Below are 21,637 nucleotides of genomic sequence, written 5' to 3'. Positions count from 1 at the left end.
GCGGATCTCAGCGGCGAACATCGGACCAAATCTATTCCACCAATATCGAACCGTTTCGTGGCTGATCTCGATGCCGCGCTCGTGCAGCAGGTCCTCGACATTGCGCAGCGACAAGGGAAATCTCACGTAGAGCATAACCGCCAGGCGAATGATCTCGGGGCTGCTATGAGAGTACTTGAACGGGTCAATTTTGGTCATCGGTAAAGACTAAGAGACCGCCCTCCCCGCCTCAAGCGAAGTTGTTCTGACAAGACCCTCCGACGCGCTCCAGGCTGCATCACCTGCTTCATGGTCGCGAAAACGGTCAAAAATCGAGGTGCCCCCAAGTGACTCTCTGATTTCGCTGTCCTGATCGTGATATTTCGCATATAAATCATGTCGTTGATGGCCGTTAGGGACACTTTTCATGGATCACCCAAAGGCTGCGAGTTCGGATCGGGGTGATCGGGTCGATTTTGACCGCCGGGTCCAGTTGGAGTTTCATGGTTCCAAGATCAGTTCGGACGGTGGTCTGCTGTTGTTCCGGGAATTGGATGACGTGCTCGGCCTGCACGAAATTGCGGGCGGATTTCTGAGAGACACGCGAACTGGCCACAATCGCCTGCACTCACTGGTCGGCTTGTTGCGCCAGTCGGTCTTTGGGCGGCTGGCCGGATATGATGATGTGAATGACGCGGACCGTTTATCGCTTGATCCGGTGATGCGGCAGGTCGTTGGAGGGCGTGCCGTTGAGGCCAAGGCCGCGTCTGTGAGCCAAATGGGACGGTTCGAGACCGAGGTGTTGGCGGCAACCGACAATCGCACTGTGCTGGCGGATTTATCAGGACACTGGATCGACCGGATTCACAACCGCAAACCGCCCAAGTGGATCACGCTCGACATGGACAGTTCAGTCAGTCCCACCCATGGCGCACAAGAAGGCACCGCTTGGAACGGGCATTTCGGCTGCATGTGCTATCACCCGCTGTTCGTCTTCAACCAGTTTGGTCATTTGGAACGCTGCGCCCTGCGCCCCGGCAATGTTCACAGCGCAGATGGATGGGAAGAAGTTCTGAAGCCCGTCATCGCGCGATATGCGGATCGTCACCTGATGCGGTTTTTCCGGGGGGATGCAGCGTTCGCCATCCCGGAGCTATACAAAACTCTGGAAGCGGAAAGCTATTTCTACGCCATCCGCCTTCGGGCCAATCGCGTTCTTCAGGGCAAGATTGCGCATCTGCTCAAGCGCCCTGTGGGTCGTCCGCCAAAAGGCGTGAAGCGCATCTACGGTGACTTCGAGTATCGGGCGGCATCCTGGGACAAGCCCCGCCGGGTCATCGCGAAGGTGGAATGGCACCCCGGCGAGTTGTTTCCTCGTGTCGGCTTTGTTGTCACCAATCTACCAATGGAACCAGACTGGATCATCCGGTTCTACAACCAACGCGGAACGGCAGAGCAGCATATCAAAGAAGGCAAGCAAGCTATCAACTGGACGCGATTGTCCTGCAAGGGCATGGCGCAGAACGAGGTCCGCCTTCAGCTTCACGCACTGGCCTACAATCTCGGCGTTTTCCTGCAAGGGGCCGAACTACCCGAAGAGGTGGCTGATTGGTCACTGACCAGTCTGCAGACGAGGTTGATTAAAACTGGCGCAAGGGTCGTCCGACATGCCCGCGCCATCACCTTCCAGCTTGCTGAAGTTGCGGTCAGCGGAGATTTGTTTAATCGCATTCTTGAGGCTATACATTGGCTGCGCGCACCGCCGGTTCCCGAATGACAACATCGTCAATGATAAAACCTGAACAAAAGCGGCTCGACCGGTCTATCCATACGGGGGTCGATCAGACCAATATCCGGATCAACCTCGCCGCCGAGACCGGCAATCCTGCTCAGTTCGCGCGTCAGATGCCCGAACAACGGCACCATGGGTCCAAGAGGCTTGATAGGAGCGCAGAACAGCGGCAAGGTGGGCGGGAGGACGTTCTACTTGGGGAATGTCAGTTTAAACGTCTCAGCTCTTCGTCTTTTCTTAATCCGGCGAGGCTTTATCGACTTTTGAAATTGATGCCAGTGCTGGTGCTTTTCGGATGTGGTGAAAATATCTACGACGAAATTGAATTGATGCCTTCTCCGACAGTGTACGCGGAAAGTACTTTCAATCCACTTCCCGCAAAGATCGACGGAGAGCTGCAAGCACAATCCAAACTTTTCTATGTGACCGACAGAGGAAAAGCCGGCCCGGGAGACAAGCCGGCTTATTACAACAATCGCCGTGGGCAACTTTCCCGAGCGGGCACCGCATCGGTCAGACTTTCCCCCAGTGTTCAGAACTGGGAACAGTTTATAGACATCACCATGCGAGGAAATCGTGACCGGAAATATTTGCTCAATGTGGACAAAATAACTGAAATTGGTGTTCTGCCATATAGCGTTTCACAGTTGTACCCTGACGCGCCTAGCGCAGCCGCGATGGAAAAAGCTGGTAGAGAGTTTGCCCGGCAGATCGACAGACAACTCGCACTTTCGAGCAACAAAGACATTCATATCTATGTTCACGGCTATAATGTTGATTTTGAATACTCGACGCTTGTCGCGAGAGAATTGGAACATTTTCTGGGGTATCAGGGTGCTTTTGTAGCATACAATTGGGCCGCAACGCCAAATCGGCTTGCTTATTTCAAAGACCAGGAGACGGCTACGGCGACGCGGCGAAACCTCCGGTCGCTCATCGAATTCCTTTCAGCGAACACTGAAGCCGATCGGATCAATATCATCGGATATAGCGCAGGCTCCCGGTTAGCTTTTGAGGTAACCTACCAGATCGCCCTCCTCAATCGTTCAGGTGGTGGCCCACGCCTTGGTGATGTCATCCTAATCAGTAGCGATTTGGATCGAAGTTTTGTGGGGCATGCACTGGCGGATGGCATTCTCAAAGCAGTCGACCAGCTTTCGATCTACACGTCCGGGACAGATGCGGCTCTAGGCATGTCTAGCTTGTTTTTCGGCCGAGACAGGCTTGGACAAAGCTGGTCAGAAAAAGGTGATGTCTGGCCGGAACTTGAAGAAGCTCTGGTAGCGCTGGACAAACTTGAAATTATCGATGTTACAGATGCCGAAGAATCTTCAGTAGGGAACGGTCACTCCTTTTTTCGGACATCACCTTGGGCCAGTAGCGACATCTTTATTACGCTTCTCACACCTTACCGAGCGCAGGAACGCGGGTTGATCCGCGAGGGAGGAAAAGCCATCTGGACATTCCCACCAGATTATCCTGATAGATTGTCATCAATCGGCACGCGATAACAACTGCTATAATTGAAAGTACTTGGCAAAAGATGCCAGTCGAAAATGCGGCTGATACTTACTCGTAGGCAGATCAGGTTTACAATTCGAACGCGGGGGGACCTCAAGTCGCAATAACATCAGTTGACGAAAGATGGGTCCGCACAGTGGGTGGCGCTTGCAGCCTTCGCAGTCCGCAACCGCTGACGGCGAGCCGCCGCCTCCAGCATCCTTCGTTGGACCACATTGGCTTTCTCCATAGTTTCAAGGCGTTCTGCCATGCGCCCTGCGCGCTCACCCGCGCGACGGAACGACAACAGGAACAGGACGATGGCGAGAGCAATGGCCCCATAGCGCAGCCCAGCCCTCGCCAATGGGCTGGCGGCAATCGCACCGACCAAGGCGGCGATCATCTCTGCCCCCGGTGGTGTCAGACGGATTCGAACCAGTCTCAGTTTGCCACTGAATACGTGAGCCTATGCGGAACAAAGTTGACGCCACTCGGCGAGAGCGGCGCTGCGGTTGATCTTGAAATTTTCTCTGCTGTAGAGGGCGCGTTCCTGATTGAAATGGTTATTAACTGAAGAGTGGACGGCGGCGAATTTCTGTAAACTTCGCATGCGCCGAAACCGCTGCATCGCCCGCTCTCTGAGGTGCCCCTAGTTTCCTAGGCTCAGGACCTATTAATTTTCGGGATTCCGCTTGGGCTTGAAGCGTGATTCAAGCTGGGCAGGAGGACCTGCCTATGTCGGATCAATTCTGGCTCACCGAAGCCCAGATCAAGCGTATCGAACCCCATTTTCCGCTGTCCCATGGTGTGCCCCGCGTGGATGACCGTCGGGTTGTGAGCGGCATCATCCACGAGATCCGAAACGGGCTGCGCCCGAGGTCTACGGGCCGCACAAGACCTTGTACAACAGGTTCGTCCGCTGGTCCCGCATGGGCGTGTTCGACCGCATCTTTGCCAACCTGGCCGCCGAAGAGGGGCCGCCCGACAGGCTGATGATCGACAGCACGCATCTCAAAGCCCACCGGACTGCCGCCAGTCTGCTCAAAGGGGGGATGTTCCCCGCTGTATCGGCCGCACCAAGGGCGGCCTGAATTCCAAGCTGCACGCGGTCTGCGACGGCATCGGCCGTCCGATCATCTTCCTGCTCACCGAGGGCCAGATGAGCGACCACAAGGGTGCGGCGATGATCTATCCGGTGTTGCCGGAGGCCGACACGCTGATCGCCGACAAGGGCTATGACAGCGACGCGTTCCGCGAGGTGCTATCCGAGCGCGGCATTACCCCATGCATCCCACCGAGGGCCAACCGCCGCTCACCCGCAACCTATTGCAAAACCTTGTATAAGCAGCGCCACAAGGTCGAGAACATGTTCGCCAAACTCAAGGACTGGCGGCGCATCTCAAGCCGCTACGACCGCTGCGCTCACACCTTCTTCAGCGCAATCTGCATCGCCGCAACCGTCATCTTTTGGCTCAATCAATGAGTCCTGACCCTAGACACCTGCCTTTTCCAGTTTGAGCTGTCTTTGTTCGAAGTCAACGGGTGACAGCATGCCGTTGTTCGTGTGCTTGCGCTTTGGGTTGTAGAATAGCTCGATGTACTCAAAGACGTCGCGCCTGGCTTCTTCGCGGGTCCGATACTTCCGCCGTCTGACTTTCTCCCGCTTCAGGAGCTGAAAGAAGCTCTCGGCGACAGCGTTGTCATGGCAATTGCCCCGGCGGCTCATAGAGTGTTCCAGATTGTGTTCGCGCAGGAACGCCGCCCATTCACGGCTTGTGAATTGCGCGCCTTGATCAGAATGGATCAGAAGGCCGGGCCCGGGCTTGCGTCGCCAGATCGCCATGAGCAAAGCCTGAACTGCGAGTTCTGAGGTTTGTCGTGACTGGACAGCCCAACCGACGACACGTCTCGAGAACAGGTCGATGACCACGCAGAGATAAGCAAAGCCCTCATGCGTCCGCAGATAGGTGATGTCCGTTACCCAAACCCGATCTGGCGCGTCGATGGCGAACTGCCGATCCAATGTGTTGTCCACGACGATAGAAGGCTTTCCACCATAAACGCCGGGCTTCTTCTTGTAGCCAATCTGCGCTTGTATGCCGGCAAGGCGGGCCAGCCGTCCAACGCGGTTCTCGGATACGACCTCCCCCATATCGATCAGATCATCATAGATTTTGCGGTAGCCGTAGACCTTGCCGCTGTCTTTCCACGCCTTCTTCACCAGCTTGGTCTGGCGCTGATCTTCCTGCGCACGGTGACTTAGCGGTTCCTTAACCCATGCATAGAAACCGCTCGGGTGGACGCTCAGCATCTCGCAGAGAATACGGACAGGATGCTGCTGGCGATGTGCGTCGATGAACGCGTACCTCACTTTGCATCCCTGGCGAAGTACGCGGTGGCCTTTTTTAGAATGTCGCGCTCCTCGGTGACGCGCGCCAGTTCCTTTTTGAGACGCCTGACCTCGGCCTCCTGATCGGTCTGTTTCTGAGGCTTCGAAAACTGCGTCATCCACGTGTACAAAGATTTGGTGCTGATCCCGAGCCGTTCAGCCACTTCTTTGACCGAATATCCACGCTCTGTGACCTGTGCCACCGCGTCGATCTTGAACTCATCTGAATAGCGAATTTGCCCTGACATTTGCGTCGTCCTTTGCTTCCAAAATTACCAAGCAAAGCGTCTACAAATCTAGGGGCACCTCAGACCAAGAGGCTTACTCTGTCGCGAAAGACGGCGGAATGCCTTCGGTTACAACCTGTCCGATCTGCGACCGGGAGTCATGGAGTCGCGGGGATCGCAAATGCGTCTTTTGCAACGAGGACCGGTTGATTTGCGGTCTTTGCGAAACCGAGTGTGATCCGGAGGACTACAACATCCTCGATGGCCTATGCTCCTCGTGTTCATGGGGAATGCAAAAAGCGATGCGCGATGACTGAAACAGCCTGCCTACAGCCAAGACACTAGACGCGCGGTAGTTCGACGTATGTTCCATCTATCGGACACGACCGGTGTCGAAGCGCTCACCTGCCGCTTTCGATAAGCCCCGCGTTTTCATATACTTGCAAACAATTTACCAAACCTGCGCAGTTAACAGGTCCGGAGAATACCGGCCCGTAGAGAATGCTTTTGACCCTCATTGCCCCGGGGCCGGTGAACAGCTCCTCGTGCATAACCCTAGAAAACAACGGAATAATCCGGCCACAGCCGGATCGGGAGAACGCTTTCGTGGGGGCAAGTGGCGGAGGGGATGGGACTGATGTCGAACCTTCTCCACATTGAGACGCCACATCCGCCGGGCATCACGGTGGCATCTGACCGCCAAGACCCCTTGATGTGAGCCCGAATGAGATCGAAGGCGGGGCCCGCAGGCTCATGTCTTAGCCTTTTTCTTCTGGTTCGGTGCGACTTCCAGACTGCTCGTCTCGGTCGATACGAAGGCGGTCTTCTCGGCTCTGTCCGAGGCCTTCGCTCTTTTGAGCCTGAAGAGGACGTAACTCGTGTAGCTCACCATCAGAAAAGTGAGCAGCCAACTCGCGGCTTCGTCTCCGAATGCAGCCGAAACCAGGCTCGCCAGAAGGGGCCCGGCGACGGCGCCCATTGTCCAGACGAACAGCAAGGTGACTGTGGTCGACGCAACGTAAACTGGAACCGTGCGATCCATCGCATGAGCAACAAGCAAAGAGTATGCAGTAAGAAGTGCGCCTCCGAGGACAAAGAGCAAGCCAAGAAGCACCAATTGCAGGTTAGTCCCCAAGACGGCCCTGTAACCCAAGCCGTCTCCGGAACCGGCGATTGAAAGGTACAGCAACACGGCAGATGCCACGCAGCCGTTCGCTACGATTATCCTGCGTCGGTCGTAGAAGTCTGACGCCCATCCCAAAGGATACATGAAAACGATGCGACCCAGATAAAGAGCCCCTATGGCAAGCGCGATCTCCTCGGCGTCGATACCTTGGGTGGCCGCTCGATAGGGACCAACATTGAGAAGAGTGGTTGCGACCATGCCGACCGTGAACGAACCGAGCCAGGCGGTTGGGGAATCCCGGAACACCGCCTTGAGACGAACCGAGGCATCAGCGTGCGCCGATGGCGGATCAGTTCGGGCGGCTGTCAGAATGACGATCGCAAGGCAGTACAGTAACGAAACCACCACAAACGCGACATTGATATCGTCGGGAAGGACAGGGATCATGATCTGGCTGCCGACGGAAAGGGCGCCGAGCAGGATTGCATAGATAGCCAGCAAGCGCCCTCGGCTGTTTCCATCCGCCGATTGGCTGACCCAGGCGTCTCCGATGGCGAAAAGCGTAGCCGTCGCAAGGCCAGTGGTGAATCGTACGCCAAGCAGAACCGGAACGAATTCGGTCAAGGCGAAGATCAATGTCGACGCTATGCAGATCGCCGCGCCGGCAGCGAACGATCGGATGTGGCCGATCTGTGTTATCCAGCGGGACGTACGAAAACAGCCGACGAGGAAGCCGAGCGAGTAGAATGCCGGCGCGAGCGCCGCAGCTTCCTGAGAGGCACCGGACGCGGCAAAGTCTAGGGCCACAAGCGTTCCGGACGCAGCCGTGACCAACTGGACCGAGGCCATCGCGGCGAAAAGCGCGCGAAGTGTGAGCAGTTGTTTATTGAATTCTCTCATCCAGATCATGCGCCACTGCGTCGTCCGTAGATTCGGACCGTTGCGCTGCCACCCGTCGGAATGCGCTTGTAGATAATCTTCACGGTCCGAATGCCGCGCACCAGGCCGGGCAGGAGCATCTTGCGGGTCCGGCTTCCGGCCGCAATGATCGACCGGACACGAAGCTCGGATGTTTCCCCGTTGGTGAACGTCACCTCTATGCTTTCGATGAAGATCAGCTTGTCTACGGCTTCGACAACAAGGCCCGTAAAGAGCCCTTTTGCCAACGTGACCGGAACAATGCTGAAATTCTTGATAAGGTTGACCCTGCTCTCTCCAAGCAGGATCCAACCCTCCCCCAACGACGAATCTGCGCGCGCCGCCAATGGAAAAGCCAAAACAAGTGCAATAAATCCGCGGCGATGGATTTTCGCCGAAGAACCGAGACTGTTGATGGGTGTCTGAGTCATTCCTCTATCCCTTTGAGCTTGCTCATCTCTTGAGGTTCTGAACCACCGTCTTGCATTCAGCATGTATCGCACTGTGCCACGCGCCGGATGCAATGGTCCTGATCCCTGCGATCAGAGCCGCTGGCCCAATGTGTCGTAAAGGAAATCCTCCTGGTCGACGTTTCGCGCGCAGTCGGTCGCATAGTCGAGGCCGAATTTCCGGGACGCTCGAACGCGCAATCCGACGCCCCTGACAGGGGCGCCTCTGTCACGGTCTTGGCGTTCGGTGGAGAGGTCGATCTGCGCCTCGCAGGATCGACCTCTCCACCTGATCCGTGGCTGTTGTCGCCCCGGTTAATCGAAGACAGTTCCGGAGAGCGAGAATTCGTCGACCGCCCCGTCGGACCGAATGAAGATCCGGTGGATGAATCGCACGTAGTTGAGTTCGCCCGACAGATCTTCAAGCAATTCGCCCTATGCAGCGTCACTCACAGCACGGGATCACGCGCGGGTCGTAGGCAGGTTGCGAGTTCGGCACGCCGCCACCGAAATCTTGCGGAACAGCGTAGAAGGCCTGTGTCCATTCATCTACGTCCAGTGGTTCGAACAAGCTTTCCTGCGGCTCGTTGCGGATCGGCTGGCCTGGGTTCACGCCGCGCAGCACCTCGCCGCCATCGACCACCACCACGCCGTTGACGATCACGAAGGGAATGCCGGAGGACGGCAGATTGCCCTGCGCGTAGGTGGCGTTGTCGGTCACTGTCTCTGGGTCGAAAATCGTGATGTCGGCGATCATGCCCTCCTGCATCCGCCCGCGCTCCTGCATCGCCCTCAGCCCCGTAAGACCGAGCGGGCGCGCCGAGTTCCAGCTGAGCTGGGCGACGCTCTGCATGAGGGGGATGCCGTTCTCGCGCCCCATGCGCAACGTCCGCGCGCAGGTGCCGGCCCCGCGTGGGTGGGTGTTGGGCAGATCCTCGAAGGGCGTATCCCATGTGATGCTGCCGTCGAGGATCGGCATCCCGTCTGACGCGATCGCCACGTCAGGCAGGCGCAGCCAGTCGAGGATGGCGCTCTCAGGCATCTTGTAGGCCAGCACCAGCCGCGCCGGCTCGCGCGCCATCATCTCCGCGCGGCTCTCCTGCGTGTACCATTCCCCGGTCAGCGCATCCTGGATGGTCTCCTCGTACTTGTAGCCGAGCTGATCTACCCAGATCTCCGGTTCGAGGAAGACGGCGTTCAGCGCCGTCGAGCCCGCCGCGTAGGGGTAGAGCTCGCCCCACATGTTGTGGCCTTGCGCGCGCATCCGCACCAGCAGCTCGTGCACGAGGTTGTAACCGGGGTTGTTAAAGTGACAGGCGATGGCGGGCGCGCCGAGCGCGGCGGCGTTCGCAAGCATCTCTTGGATACCGTTCGCTTCGCTCGTGTCCGTGCCGGGCGTGTAGCGGAAGTGGAAGGCGCAGGGCCTTCCATAAGCCGCAGCGATGTGCTGGATCTCGAAGACCTCGCGTGCCGATGCGCCGTCGCGCATGTAGCCGAGCGTCGAGCCGATGCCGACCGCGCCCGCGGCGAGGCCCGTATCGAGCACGCGCAGGATCTCGTTGCCCTTGTCGAGGTCCGGGCGGGTATGGGACCAGCCAGACTTGTCCGAGCCGCGATGGTTCATGGCCTCAGGCGCATCGATCGTCGTGATGCTGTCGAGCACCAAGGTACGCGCGAATTCGTGGCAGCTGGCGCAGCCGTAGTTGATCTGGTTGGTCCCGGTGCGCTCTGCGTACCAGTCATCCACCATCGTTCCGAGCGTCCCGATCTCGAGGTCCATAACCGTCGTTCGCCCGTCGAGCAGTGCGAGCTTGTTGCCCATGGGCCGGGGCCAGTGAAAATGCGTGTCGATGAAGCCGGGCGCGACGACATGGCCGCTGGCTTCGATCTGGCGGCCGCCCTCGAGCGGTTCGACTGTGATAGCGGCGATCCGACCCGCGCGCACGCCGACATTTGCGACCTAGTCAAACCCGGTCTCGGGGTCCATCACCCGCCCGCCAAGGATCACGAGGTCGAATGGCTCCCTCGTCTGCGCCAAGGCTCTACCGGCGGACCCAATGGCGGCCGCACCCGCGGCAACACCAAGGTTGAACTCCCTGCGGGAGATCTCGTTCTCGCTCATGTTGTTCTCTCCTCTCCATTTCGGTTGGGCGATGCCGACGGCGACGCCACGCGCCGCAGTCAGGTTCTTTGGGTTTGGTTTCTGCATTGGACGCCTCATGTCGTCGATGCAGCGCGTTCGGTGGAGAGTTCGATCTGCACTGTGCAGGATCGACCCTCCACCTGATCCGTGGATCTTGTCGCCCCGGTTATTCGAAGACAGATCCGGAGAGGTCGAATTCATCGACTGCCCCTTCGCCCCGAATGAAGATCCGGTGGTTGAAGCGCACGTAGTTGAGTTCGCCAGACAGATCTTCGAGCAATTCGCCAAGGGCGCCCTCGTTCGGGCCTTCGGTGATGATAAAATAGCCATCAGCCGTGTTGGCCACATTGGCCGGCGCGGGATCCGATCCGCTGGTCAATGCGGAGAACTGCACAAACACATATTTGTCGCCCTCTTTGCGGATCTCGATGTTTTGGGAATTCCCCTTGAAGACGCCGACGAAGGGATCGAGCACAGCCGGATCAACACCCGCTGCGACCGGAGAGTCGGCCTCGATTCCCGTGAAGGCTTTGACCATTGCATTCGTAACTTTCTTGTAGGCTTCGGATCCGCGATCGCTGTGGACCAAAACCACCACAGCAAATTCGTGATCCGGGATCAGCTTCAGGAAAGACCGGGTGCCGGGCCAGTTCCCGCCATGGCTGGGGCTGGTGACCCCGTCATAGTCGTGAACAAACCATGTCAGCCCGGTATAGTCGCCGGTCGCGGCCTCGACTGCCGGAGCATGGGCATAGTCCAGCGCTTCTTTGGACAGTAGCTGGTTCCCAGCGGCGTCTTTGCCGTCCAGCTGAAAGCGGGCGTATTTCAACATGTCGTTAATCGTCGAGCGGAGCGCGCCGGAGGCTGCGGACTCTCTGATCAACGGAATGTAGTATGGCGTGAGATCGTTGATGTCGCCTTCGCCGTAGATCGGCGGATGACCCCATGCGTAGTTTTCAGCCGGCGGGGTGGGGTCGTAGTTAAAGGATGACGAATCCATGCCGATCGGAGTCAACAGGTTCTCTTCGATCAGGTTCTCGATCGGCTTTCCGCCGGCATGCGACACCACATGGGTCGCGAAGGTGATGCTGGTGTTGTTGTACATCCAGGTTTGATCGAACGGATAGATCTGCTCGACGTAAGCCGCCTGGAGCATGACCTTCTCGCTGATCGACCCGCCCGGAGGAACACGAAGGAACCCATGGTCTCCATACCAGCCAGCGCGATGGTGGAACAGGTCAACGACCCGGGCTTTCGACGTTGCGTCGGGATCCGCGACCCTCCACCACGGCAGGAGGTCGACGACACGCGCGTTCAAATCCAGCTCGCCCCGTTCAGACAGCTGCAAGGCCACCGTCGACAGGAAGGTTTTGGTCACAGAGCCAATTTGAAACTGCGTATCAGGGGTAACGGCCTCGTCGGTGCCTACCTTGGTGATGCCGAGGCCGGCGCTGTAGGTGTTGGGCCCATGGATGACCCCTACACCAAGCCCCGGGATGTTCATTTCCTTGATCATTTCAGCAGTTTCGGCGAGGACCGCATCAAAGGTCGCCTGGCCCTCTTCCTGTGTCATGGCCTGCTGTGCAATTGCCGGCTGAATGGCGAGTGATGACGTAATAAGAAGGGTGAATAATGGTTTCATCAGAGTCTTCATTGGACTGTCCTTTTCATTAGATTCTTCACTGGATTTCTCCTGTTGGTGGAACGAGATTTCTTCCCGGAGAGTTCTGTCCTTGCCGGGAAGGCTCTCACTGCTACAGACTGCACGGCGAAGTTTCCCCGCTTACTGCCTCGCCATCTGCCCGACGTAGAAGTAGTCGAACAGCGAGCGGGTGACTTCGGCGATGGCCCGGTCTCTGTCTGCCTCGGATGTCGCGCTGCTCTTGGTGAACACGGCAACGGCAAACCGACGACCGTCGGGAAGCGTGATATAGCCGACGTCGTTGGCCACTCCCCCGATGGTTCCGGTCTTGTTCGCCACGGGCGTTCCTCTCGGCAGCAGCCCCTTGAGCCGACCAGCGCCGGTGCGCGTGCGCGACATGACGTTAATCAGGAAGTCGCGGCTCTCGGCGCTCGTCGCCGCGCCGCTGTCGATGGCAAGCAGGAGTTGCAGCATCGCAAGCGGCGTTGACTGGTCGCGGGGATCCGCCTCGAAGTCCAGATTGCGGTCACCCATGATCGTCATGAGCTCCGGTCGGGTTACAAAGGCCTCCATGGCGACTTTCATCGTGGCCGGTCCCGGCAGGCCATAGAATTCCCCGATGATCTCGCCAGTCGTCCGATCGACCCTGAAATCGGTGATCTCGAGCCTGCGCAGATATTCGGTTACTGCGGCGGGTCCGCCGGCCAGTCCCATCGAGATGTCGGTCGCCGTGTTGTCGCTCTCCGTGATCATGATCTCGATCAGGTTCGCCACCGAAAGCTGGAGCCCGGGGTGCACGAATGTGTCGCTCAGCGCAGCATCCCCGATCATCATCATGTCGGGCGTGACGTCGACCATCTGGTCGAGGCTGAGTTCCCCCCTGTCCACGCGATCCAATACCGCAGCGGCGATCGCAACCTTGTAGGTGCTGGCCATGACGAAGGTCTCATCGCCATTGAACGCGATGACGTCGTCGCCGCCGATTTCCTGTGCCGCAAAGCCTATGCGCCCGGCAAGCCCCGTCGCGACCCGCTCGATCGCGGCTCCAACGGCCTGTCCGTCCTGTGTCTGGGCGTATGCCGGGCCGAAGGTCACCGGCGAAACAGTCATCAGCCCGGCAATCAGTGTTGCAGTCAAAATAGATCTCTTCGATTTCATAGCGTTTTCCATTTTTCGAAGTTTACTTTCGAATACGGCAAGGCTTCTTGTTTGCAGCACTTCCAGGCTCCGATGCTTTCCGAGAGCGCAAGCGCCGCGTGGCCGTTGGCCGAAATCTCGTCGTCTGCGCGCTGCTTGGTAACATGCCGGGCGCGCAATTTCTTTTGCTTCTCATGCCAACTGTATCAAAATCCTGTCCCACAAGGTTTAACCGAAGTTAACCTGACTGGCCTGCACCCTGAATATAGATCCTACCTGAAGTAGGCTTTCGAACCAGATGGAGGACGAGGGAATGCCCCAGAAGAAGCACAGGCCGGATAGAGATTGTCGCGACGCTGCGGCAGGTCGACGTGTTGGTATCGCAGGGCCAGTCGGTGGCTGAGGCGGTTTGTTCGATCGGTGTCGCCCAGTTCATTGCTACCGGCGGCGCAAAGAGTTCGGCGGACTGAAGACGGACCAGGTTCGGCGGTTGAGGGAGCAGCACGAATGAGAAAGAAATCTGACCCGAAATTCACACGCGCGATGTTGGTTTTGTACCCGCTCGCAAAGGCTTTCACCTCGCGGGGCGGCGATATTGAAGCGCTTCTGATCCGAAACGGTATTCCCCTCGGCGCGCTGACGGACCCTGCGATGCTGGTTGACGCGTCCGCCTGTTATTCCGCCATGGAGGATATGGCGGAAACTCTTGGAGATCCGTATTTTGGCGCAAAGGTGGCAATTGAAACAGCGAGGAAGGGAACGCCGGCGTTCCGGGATTCGGCGACCCATGCTCTCACCTTGGGAGATTTTCTGTCCCGGGTGGTGGTGGAGGTCTCAAAGCAGGTTGATAACGTGCGGTACTCCCTTTCCATCACAGCCGGCGCTGCAAGCTTCGAGCTTCAGCGCACCGTCAAGGTGCCTAAGCCGTCAACACAGTTGGATGCAATCGGCGTCGCACTCTATGTGACTATGATAAAGAAAGGGATCGGAGAAACCTTCGACCCAAAAGACATCCTGATCACTGTACCGACAACTCAGGGGCTTCCGCCGGGTTTTCTTCCGAAAAGGGCGCTCATCACATCCCAGATCGACGGCTTGCGGATTTCATTTCCGCCAAACTGGCTTGGGGCACCATTCTCGCTGGGCTGGGACCTGCTGGAAAAGTCACGAGGGGAGTTTGCCGCAGATGGCGCCAGAGAAGCGACCCTTTCCTATCTTCGCCACATCCTGAAAGACAACATCGCTTATGAGGATCTGACGCTGAACGGCTTTGCCTCGATCTGCCGCGTGCACCCACGCCGCATCCAGCGCATCCTGTGGGCACAGGGCACCTCCTACAGTCAGATGAAGGACGATGTGCGCCAGAGCATCACCGAAGACCTCCTTTCGAACACCACCCTGCCCATTGCGCAGATCGCCCTTCAGGTAGGCCTCTCCGGCCCGGCCGTCCTTGACCGTGCATTCAGGCGATGGACCGGTAGGACGCCGACACAATTCAGGGCAGAATCGAAGCCCGAACAGGTTTGACCTGCCCCCCGCGAAATCCCTCACGGTGATCTAGAGGCTGCGCCGCAGGATGCTGATGCGACCGGCCGGCATACACCAGGGCGGTGGTGTTCAAATTCACCCACAAAATATTTTAAGGTTAAGTCTTAAAGAAGGCAAATATGAGATTCCGGCAAATTCATCGCTTGTTGAGGGTCTCTGTGGGGTATTCCCCAAAAAAGTAGCGATATCGTTTGGCAAAACGACCGCTGTGGGTGAAGCCAAGCGACAGGGCAACATCTTTGACCGAAGGTGGTACCCTTTCCGCCGCAAGGAATGTACAGCGCGCTTGGGTAATTCTCTTCGCTTGCAAGTACGCAATTGGCGAAACGCCGTACACTTCATTGAAACACAAGTGCAATGTTGTTGTTCCGACGTTAGCCGCCTTGCAAAGATCAGCTATGCTTGGTGGATTGGTCGTGCGGTCTTCAAACAGTCCTTCTGCGCGCCTGACAACTCGTACCGGGTCAAGATTAATACTAGATACAGAATTTTGTTCGATTGTCTCTGCCATGACGAGGTTTGCAATCTCAGAAAACAGATCATTTTCAGCGACAGCGTCGAGTGCAAACTTACCGGAGCCCAGAGGCTTTTCCAGTGACGCTGCTATCGTCTCCAGAATCCGCAAGTGAAACCTTGTGCCCACCGCCGCACCAAGGGCTATCTGTTGATCGTCGAGGGCGACATCTTCGATATGGCGACCACTCAAATTGGCACATGCATCCTTGAGTCTAGATTTTCGCACACCCAATGCCAAGTTGTGTCTTTTTTCGCCAGTGGTGGAATAGCCGTCAGGACCGCCAGAAACAAAAACATCGAACGGTCTTGCTACTTGACCATTGAAAACATAGTCGCCGAGCCAGTCTACTGGTGCCATCAAGACCATCCAATCCGGGTGAGGCACGATGGTGCCGGCCATTTTTGGCGCGACCTTGCTACGAAAGATGAGCAGATCCCGTCCAGTGACTTGCAGCATCTTGTACTCCAGGCGTCCCGGCCCGAGTAGCACCGCTTCGGCTTGAAGGGTGGGCAAGCCGCGCCAGAACTCTTGATGCGTCAGGTCGGTCTTCGCGGGGAAGCGCGACAAGTGCTTCGGTTGGCCCACATTCATGATACCTCTCCCACCCCGGCTTGCGTCTCGCAAGACCTAACGCAGTCAACTCCTAAGTGAACTCGTAGCCGCCGGCAGCGTAGGATTTGACCCTCGATACTGGGCCCGCCTTACCACCAGAGTAGGATCTGACCCTCATTTCCATGCTCGAATCAACTCCACAGAGATACGGTCGAGAATGCAAAACTGAACCCGAAGCACTTGACCGCGACGCGTGCCGTCGCCCTGCTCGAGATGGAGTAAAGCTTATGAAGCGCAGAACATTCAATACACTAGCCGTCTCTGCAGGGGTTACTGCGATATCGTCGCATGTACTGGGGTCGCCAGTAAAAAGTGGAAAATTACGGGTCTGCTGTGTTGGTTTTTTCCATGAAACAAACACATACCTCACCGAAGGCATGGGCGAAACCACGCTGGACAACATGCGTATCTTTCGGGGTGATGAAATCAAGTCGCTCAGAGGAACAGCCTTGGGCGGGGCAGTAGATGTGTGCGAGGAAAACGGCTGGGAGTTGCTCCCAGGTCTCATATACGGACCAGACTCGAGCTTTGGTTTGGTGAATGCTCAATTCTGGAACGATGCGAAGAAAGAAATGCTTGATACGCTTAGAGCGCAGATGCCGTTGGACATCGTTTACCTCGCTCTTCACGGTGCAGGCGTTGTGGATGGAACACCCGATCTTGAAGGAGACTTGGCGGAGTCCGTCAGAGGACTGGTGGGACAGGACACGATGATCGTCTGGTCCGGCGATCTGCATGGCAAGATCACGGACAAGATGAGGGACAACATGAACTTCTTCAGTGCGTGCAAGAAGTATCCTCATCTGGATATGAATGAAGCTGCACGTGATGCGATGTATCGTGCCGCTGCGATCCTGGCAGGGGAGTCGGATCCCACTCCGGCCTATCGCAAAGTGCCGCTGATGATTCCGCTCAGTAACACCGAAGAGGAAGGCATTTTTGGAAATCAGCTCAAGGAAAAGTGTATTGAGATCGAAAACCGTCCCGGTGTTCTCAATTGCTCTGTAATGCATGGTTTCCCGTACCAGGACACCGATTTTATCGGCGTGTACCCGATGGTCACCACCGAAAACAACGCCGAGTTGGCACAAGATCTGGTGGACGAATTGTCCCAGTGGATATGGGATCACAAGGATGAGGCCTTTTATCCACTGAATGACTTGGACTCAACGATGAGCACTGTACTGGCCATGCTCGACAGAGACGGCCGCTATGAGCGTCAGCAGCCGACGAAGGGTGATATCATCGAACATACACCGATTGTGATTGGGGACGCTGCGGATAATCCAGGTGGTGGGGCGGGCGGCTCGGGGACGCACCTGCTGCGCGCCCTTTTGGAAACAGAAGGCTTGGGTAAAGTCGCCTTCATTTCCATACACGATCCGGAAACCGCACAGGCCGCAGTCGCTGCCGGTGTCGGAGCGACAATCGATGTGAACCTCGGGGGCAAGTTTGAGCCGATTGCGGGCGATCCGATCAAAACCAAAGCCTATGTCAAGTCGATTTCGGATGGCTACGAGTTCGTTCGTGGGGGGACCGCTTACGGTATCCCTTACAACTTTGGTCCCTCAGTCAGGCTGGTTATCTCGGATACGGTGGATGTCATTGTTATATCCGGCCTGGTTCAGGCCTATGACGATTCACAAGCGAGGCCACATGGCATCGCCATCCAGGAATATGACGTCATCGGTGTCAAGAGCGGGAATCACTTCCGAGCGTTCTATGAAAATTTCACCGACAAGGTACTGATCGTTGATGTTCCCGGAGCCACCAGTCGCGATATCACTCTTTTCGAGCACACTCAGTTAACGGACCCCATCTACCCTCTCGACGAAAACACAACGTTTACTGTTGCGAATTAGGAAAAATCTGCAAGAGCGCGCTTACAAAGGCGTGCACTACTCTTGCGAGGGATTCTCATCGATGTCTTCGGTGAGAATCCCTCTAGGTGCCTTCACACTTCAATCCACTGAGTGGAAGAAGCCAATAGGTCATCTTGTCGAAGAACTCGTGGGGCGCCTCGAGTCCCGCGGGTTCATGACACCGCCCGTCACACATGTTCAGCACCGAACGGGACACCATACACGGTTGAGTCGCTCTGGCCTCGGACGAATGCAGGACCCGTTGTTGAACCAGAGCCTCGATTTCTTCGGTTGCCTTCTGCCCTTTTTCTGGCCGCATGGCAGGATCAGACAGGAGCCGAAGCGGCAATGGCGCTGTCTCAGATCTTATGCTTGATCTTGCTGCCAGTCCCCGGTGCCAGAGTGGGTTGGGTTCTGGACCACAGTGTATTCCCGGCGATCCTCGGGGCTGCTTTCGCGGGCGGGATCGACATGCTGCTGTCGATTATCAAATACGTCATACACTGACCTGCTGCGCGGCTATTCATTCGTCGCAGGTCGAAGGCGCCAAAGGTTTTCACCCTGCGCGACGAGGCCTTGCCGCGCGTCGGCGCGTTCTCCCGCATGCAATAGGCGGCGCAGATCCTCACCGACGGCTCGGCTGTAGATGTGATAGAGATGACCTGTTGGACCCTCGCTGGGAAGGTCGCTGAGGTCGATCACCTCGACGCCTGCAAGTCGGGAAACATCGTTTCCCGTCTCCCCAAGCCGCGGGTAGCCATGCAATTGCGCCGAGAGCGCCAGCGGTCTGTCCCCGGTCGTCGCGTAGACTGTCGTGCTCTCCGCGATGGGACGCACCCGGGGTAAAATTCGCTCGAAGATCCCGAAATCCATATCCGGCGCCAGCAGCACAACATGTCCGAGTCGGATGTCGGGATGCCGATTGGCCACTTCGGCCAGAGCCAGGACGACGCCACGCGCACCGAGGCTGTGCCCGATGACATCCACGTTTCCGGCGCCGAAGCGCCGCTCCAACTCTATGATCGTGTCCGCAATGTCCGGCAGGCTCCAGTAAAGGTCGGCTTCGTCATGCGTGTAGTAGGCCGCGGCTCCGTTCGAGGGCCAACTAAACCACAGGAACCGCCCCCCAAGGTCGGCGTTCTGCTGCAGCAACGCAGCGCGGCGGCAGCCTTTTTCGAAGCTGATATAGTATCCATGCACATAGAGCGCCGGGCCACTTGCGCCGACCGTTGCTTCGAGCCCATCCAGTATGGCGACCGGGTCTGCTTCCTCCACACTCTGAACGCGAAGCAGTTCCTCGCGCAAGAAGTTCGGGGCCACGTTGGCAAGGGGCGCGAGAACGCCAAGGTCGAGTTCTTCGATCCGGCACACGCCCGCTTTCAATTTACTGCGTTCGCCTCCGTAAAAGTCAGTTGGATCATCCGATCCAGTCCTGTTGCGAAGCGTGAAATAGGGGAATTCCGAGGCCTGGATCTCCGTCTGGGCCGTCGACGGCACGGGGAAGGCGCATGACAAGGCGCCGAGGCAGAGCATGACGCCCATCAGGCGGGCGAAGGATGGTTCGCACATTTTCATCCCCGATATGTACCTCAGCCGCGCTTGCCGAAAAAGGACCTTGGCGTTTACACCATGCACTTTCACCATGAAGGTACAGGCTCTCGCACAGGCGGTGCATCACACTGGCATTTTCGAATGTCGCAGTGGGAAAATAAATTATTGCGTCGCTTCGCAAGTCTTTTGCGCGTCGGGCGGCCTCGTGACAAGGTCGTAACCGAGACGTCGAACCCAAAGTCAAAGAGGCAACATGAACAACGGGCGAATAGCCAGGATCATCGGCAAGGTCTCGGTGCCGTGCTTGCTTCTCGGGCTGCTCTTCTTTGCGGCCTCGCTGACCCCGTCGCTCATTCCGCGCGGACCGGCTGTGCAAGGACTCCTCGGCGGGCTTGTCATGGCGATCGGCTATCTGATCGGCCAGATCGTTGCGCTGCTCTGGCGGGCGGCCGATCTTCCGCAATTGTCCGGGCGGCCCGCAAACTTCCTGACAACGGTGATCGCGCTACCGCTCGTGGCGTTCTTTCTCTGGGTCCTTGGGTCCAGCCTGCGGTGGCAGAACGACATCCGCGGGAAGATGGGAATGGAAGAAGCGGATGCGCTTCAACTCGCCACGATCCTGCTTATCGCCTTTACGACCTCTGCCGTCGCTTTCGCGCTTGGACGCGTTGTCGCCGCGCTGTTCCGCCTGATCCGGTCAAGGTTCTATCGCGTCATGCCGCCGCGGCGCGCCAATGTGCTGGGGTTCATCGCGGTCGTGATCATCCTGTTCGTGGTCACGCGTGATGGCATCGTCGATGGGGTCGTGACGGGCCTCGACGAAAGCTACGAAACCGCCCAGGAGCTCTTTGAGAACGCCCCGTCGCCTCCCGGCGACCCACGCATGGCCGGCAGCGCAGAGTCCCTGATCGATTGGGCATCCATGGGCAAGCCCGGGCGGGACTTCATTACCTCCGGCCCATCATCCGAGGATATCTCGGCCTTCACTGGTCGACCCGCGCTTGATCCGATCCGCGTCTATGTCGGGCGAGCCAATGGCGAGACGCCCGAGGCGCGGGCCGAACTGGCGCTTGACGAACTGATCCGGCAAGGCGCGTTCGAGCGCGACGTTCTGGTCGTGGCAAGCCCCACCGGCACCGGCTGGATGGACCCGGGATCCCACGATCCGGTCGAATACATGCATGGCGGGAACATCGCCACGGTCGCCGTCCAGTATTCCTACCTGCAATCGCCCTTTGCCCTGATCCTCGAGACACGCACGGGGCTGGAACAGGCGACCGCGCTTCAGGACGTGGTGCATGGGTACTGGAAGACGTTGCACGTCGACGCGCGGCCCCGTCTATACGTTCACGGGCTGAGCCTTGGCGCATGGTCGTCGATGCATGCCACTAACATGTTCCGACTGCTCGACGATCCCATCGACGGCGCGTTCTGGGTCGGGCCGCCCTTTCCCTCTGCCTTCTGGAACCATGTGCAGAACCAGCACAATCCGGGCACACCCTGGGTCCTGCCGGAGATCGGGGACGGGTCGCTGATCCGCTATGCATCCCACACGGCGGATGCGTCCGAGGCCGCGGCGGAATGGGGGGACATGCGCATCGTCTTCCTGCAATATTCAAGCGACCCGGTCGTATTCTATGACCCCCGGTCGCTCTGGCGGGCGCCGCCCTGGATGCGGGATCCGCCGGCCGAGGACATGACGGAGCACTTCATCTTCATGCCCGTCGTGACGCAGTTCCAGCTGGCGCTCGACATGGCCCTGTCCTTTGGCGCGCCGCCCGGCCACGGCCATGCCTACTTCGCGGAGGACTATATAGGGCCTTGGGTTCAGGTCACCGCGCCCCCGGATTGGACCCCCGAAGATACGCAGCGGCTCAAGGCGCATTGCAACGTCGGCTACCAGCTCGGTTGCGCCAACGGTCAGCGGTGATCGGAGGAATCATGGCGAAGGTAGCCGACTCACGCGATGCTTCGAGACGGCCACCCTGTCACTCGGGGGGGCTCGAAAAAATGCAAGACGGCACGCCCGTCGAAAGGCTTTGTCAGAACAAATCGGCTTGAGGCGGGTTGGGCGGTTTCGTAGCGTCCACCCATGATAAAACGCGCCCCTTTCAAGTACTTTCACAGCAGCCCGGAGATTATTCGCCTGGCGGTCATGATGTACGTTCGCTTTCCACTTTCGCTGCGCAATGTCGAGGACCTGCTGCACGAGCGCGGCATCGAGATCAGCCACGAAACGGTTCGA

14 protein-coding genes and 5 pseudogenes are annotated in these 21,637 nt (G+C 57.8%); 8 read left to right on the top strand and 11 right to left on the bottom strand.

Going from position 1 to position 21,637, the window contains the following annotated elements:
* Positions 1-198 (bottom strand): annotated as a pseudogene (locus tag DJ029_RS20625) (IS6 family transposase); the annotation flags it as partial.
* Positions 199-406: 208 nt separating this feature from the next.
* On the opposite strand from DJ029_RS20625, the gene DJ029_RS20620 reads away from it, so the two are divergent.
* Positions 407-1,756 (top strand): IS1380 family transposase, encoded by a 1,350-nt coding sequence (locus DJ029_RS20620; protein WP_112324366.1) that lies wholly within the window; start codon positions 407-409, stop codon positions 1,754-1,756.
* An 11-nt stretch (positions 1,757-1,767) separates the two neighbouring features.
* On the top strand, positions 1,768-3,282 hold the full coding sequence (locus DJ029_RS20615; protein WP_157966473.1) for an alpha/beta hydrolase: 1,515 nt from the start codon (positions 1,768-1,770) through the stop codon (positions 3,280-3,282).
* Between the two features lie 455 nt (positions 3,283-3,737).
* Here DJ029_RS20615 and DJ029_RS22260 read toward each other — a convergent pair.
* Positions 3,738-3,911, bottom strand: a pseudogene (locus tag DJ029_RS22260) (IS6 family transposase); the annotation flags it as partial.
* Between the two features lie 95 nt (positions 3,912-4,006).
* Between DJ029_RS22260 and DJ029_RS20600 the strand changes: the two are divergent.
* Positions 4,007-4,754: pseudogene (locus tag DJ029_RS20600) on the top strand (IS5 family transposase).
* 9 nt (positions 4,755-4,763) lie between these two features.
* Here DJ029_RS20600 and DJ029_RS20595 read toward each other — a convergent pair.
* The 7 genes from DJ029_RS20595 to bla all read right to left on the bottom strand — a co-directional run bounded on the left by DJ029_RS20595 (position 4,764) and on the right by bla (position 13,323).
* Positions 4,764-5,908, bottom strand: a protein-coding gene (locus DJ029_RS20595; protein WP_232823164.1) for an IS3 family transposase whose coding sequence is annotated in 2 segments (ribosomal slippage) — positions 4,764-5,668 and positions 5,668-5,908 — 1,146 coding nt in all. Because the reading frame shifts where the segments join, the coding sequence is not laid out codon by codon here.
* A 730-nt stretch (positions 5,909-6,638) separates the two neighbouring features.
* On the bottom strand, positions 6,639-7,922 hold the full coding sequence (locus DJ029_RS20590) for an MFS transporter (protein ID WP_112324362.1): 1,284 nt from the start codon (positions 7,920-7,922) through the stop codon (positions 6,639-6,641).
* Positions 7,919-8,362 (bottom strand): hypothetical protein, encoded by a 444-nt coding sequence (locus tag DJ029_RS20585; protein ID WP_112324361.1) that lies wholly within the window; start codon positions 8,360-8,362, stop codon positions 7,919-7,921. Before DJ029_RS20585 ends, DJ029_RS20590 begins: the two co-directional genes overlap by 4 nt.
* Before the next feature lie 463 nt (positions 8,363-8,825).
* Entirely contained in the window at positions 8,826-10,325 is a 1,500-nt protein-coding gene (locus DJ029_RS20580) for an amidohydrolase family protein (RefSeq protein ID WP_112324360.1), read from the bottom strand.
* Between the two features lie 15 nt (positions 10,326-10,340).
* A complete protein-coding gene (locus DJ029_RS20575; protein ID WP_157966472.1) occupies positions 10,341-10,502 on the bottom strand; it encodes a hypothetical protein in 162 nt (53 codons plus the stop codon).
* Between the two features lie 187 nt (positions 10,503-10,689).
* A complete protein-coding gene (locus DJ029_RS20570; protein WP_112324358.1) occupies positions 10,690-12,177 on the bottom strand; it encodes a serine hydrolase domain-containing protein in 1,488 nt (495 codons plus the stop codon).
* 129 nt (positions 12,178-12,306) lie between these two features.
* Positions 12,307-13,323 carry a class A beta-lactamase gene (gene bla / locus DJ029_RS20565; protein WP_112324357.1) on the bottom strand — a complete coding sequence of 339 codons (1,017 nt, stop codon included), beginning with the start codon at positions 13,321-13,323 and terminating at the stop codon, positions 12,307-12,309.
* A gap of 292 nt (positions 13,324-13,615) precedes the next feature.
* Between bla and DJ029_RS20560 the strand changes: the two are divergent.
* Together DJ029_RS20560 and DJ029_RS20555 are read left to right on the top strand one after the other, a co-directional pair.
* Positions 13,616-13,801 (top strand): annotated as a pseudogene (locus DJ029_RS20560) (IS3 family transposase); the annotation flags it as partial.
* 8 nt (positions 13,802-13,809) lie between these two features.
* Positions 13,810-14,829, top strand: a complete 1,020-nt coding sequence (locus tag DJ029_RS20555; protein WP_232823163.1) for an AraC family transcriptional regulator — start codon at positions 13,810-13,812, stop codon at positions 14,827-14,829.
* Positions 14,830-14,986: 157 nt separating this feature from the next.
* On the opposite strand, the gene DJ029_RS20550 is transcribed toward DJ029_RS20555, so the two are convergent.
* Entirely contained in the window at positions 14,987-15,958 is a 972-nt protein-coding gene (locus DJ029_RS20550; RefSeq protein ID WP_112324355.1) for a helix-turn-helix domain-containing protein, read from the bottom strand.
* A gap of 248 nt (positions 15,959-16,206) precedes the next feature.
* Between DJ029_RS20550 and DJ029_RS20545 the strand changes: the two genes are divergently transcribed.
* On the top strand, positions 16,207-17,841 hold the full coding sequence (locus DJ029_RS20545; protein WP_198671220.1) for a M81 family metallopeptidase: 1,635 nt from the start codon (positions 16,207-16,209) through the stop codon (positions 17,839-17,841).
* 519 nt (positions 17,842-18,360) lie between these two features.
* Here the strand turns inward: DJ029_RS20545 and DJ029_RS20540 are convergent.
* Positions 18,361-19,410, bottom strand: coding sequence for an alpha/beta hydrolase (locus DJ029_RS20540; protein WP_232823162.1), 1,050 nt, complete (start codon positions 19,408-19,410; stop codon positions 18,361-18,363).
* A 235-nt stretch (positions 19,411-19,645) separates the two neighbouring features.
* On the opposite strand from DJ029_RS20540, the gene DJ029_RS20535 reads away from it, so the two are divergent.
* Together DJ029_RS20535 and DJ029_RS22255 are read left to right on the top strand one after the other, a co-directional pair.
* On the top strand, positions 19,646-21,322 hold the full coding sequence (locus DJ029_RS20535) for an alpha/beta hydrolase (protein ID WP_112324352.1): 1,677 nt from the start codon (positions 19,646-19,648) through the stop codon (positions 21,320-21,322).
* Positions 21,323-21,484: 162 nt separating this feature from the next.
* Positions 21,485-21,637, top strand: a pseudogene (locus tag DJ029_RS22255) (IS6 family transposase); the annotation flags it as partial.

Source organism: Oceanibium sediminis, from assembly GCF_003265325.1.
Lineage (GTDB): Bacteria > Pseudomonadota > Alphaproteobacteria > Rhodobacterales > Rhodobacteraceae > Halovulum > Halovulum sediminis.
Note: the sequence above shows the minus strand (reverse complement) of the source record. Positions and strands in the feature narration are given on the sequence as shown.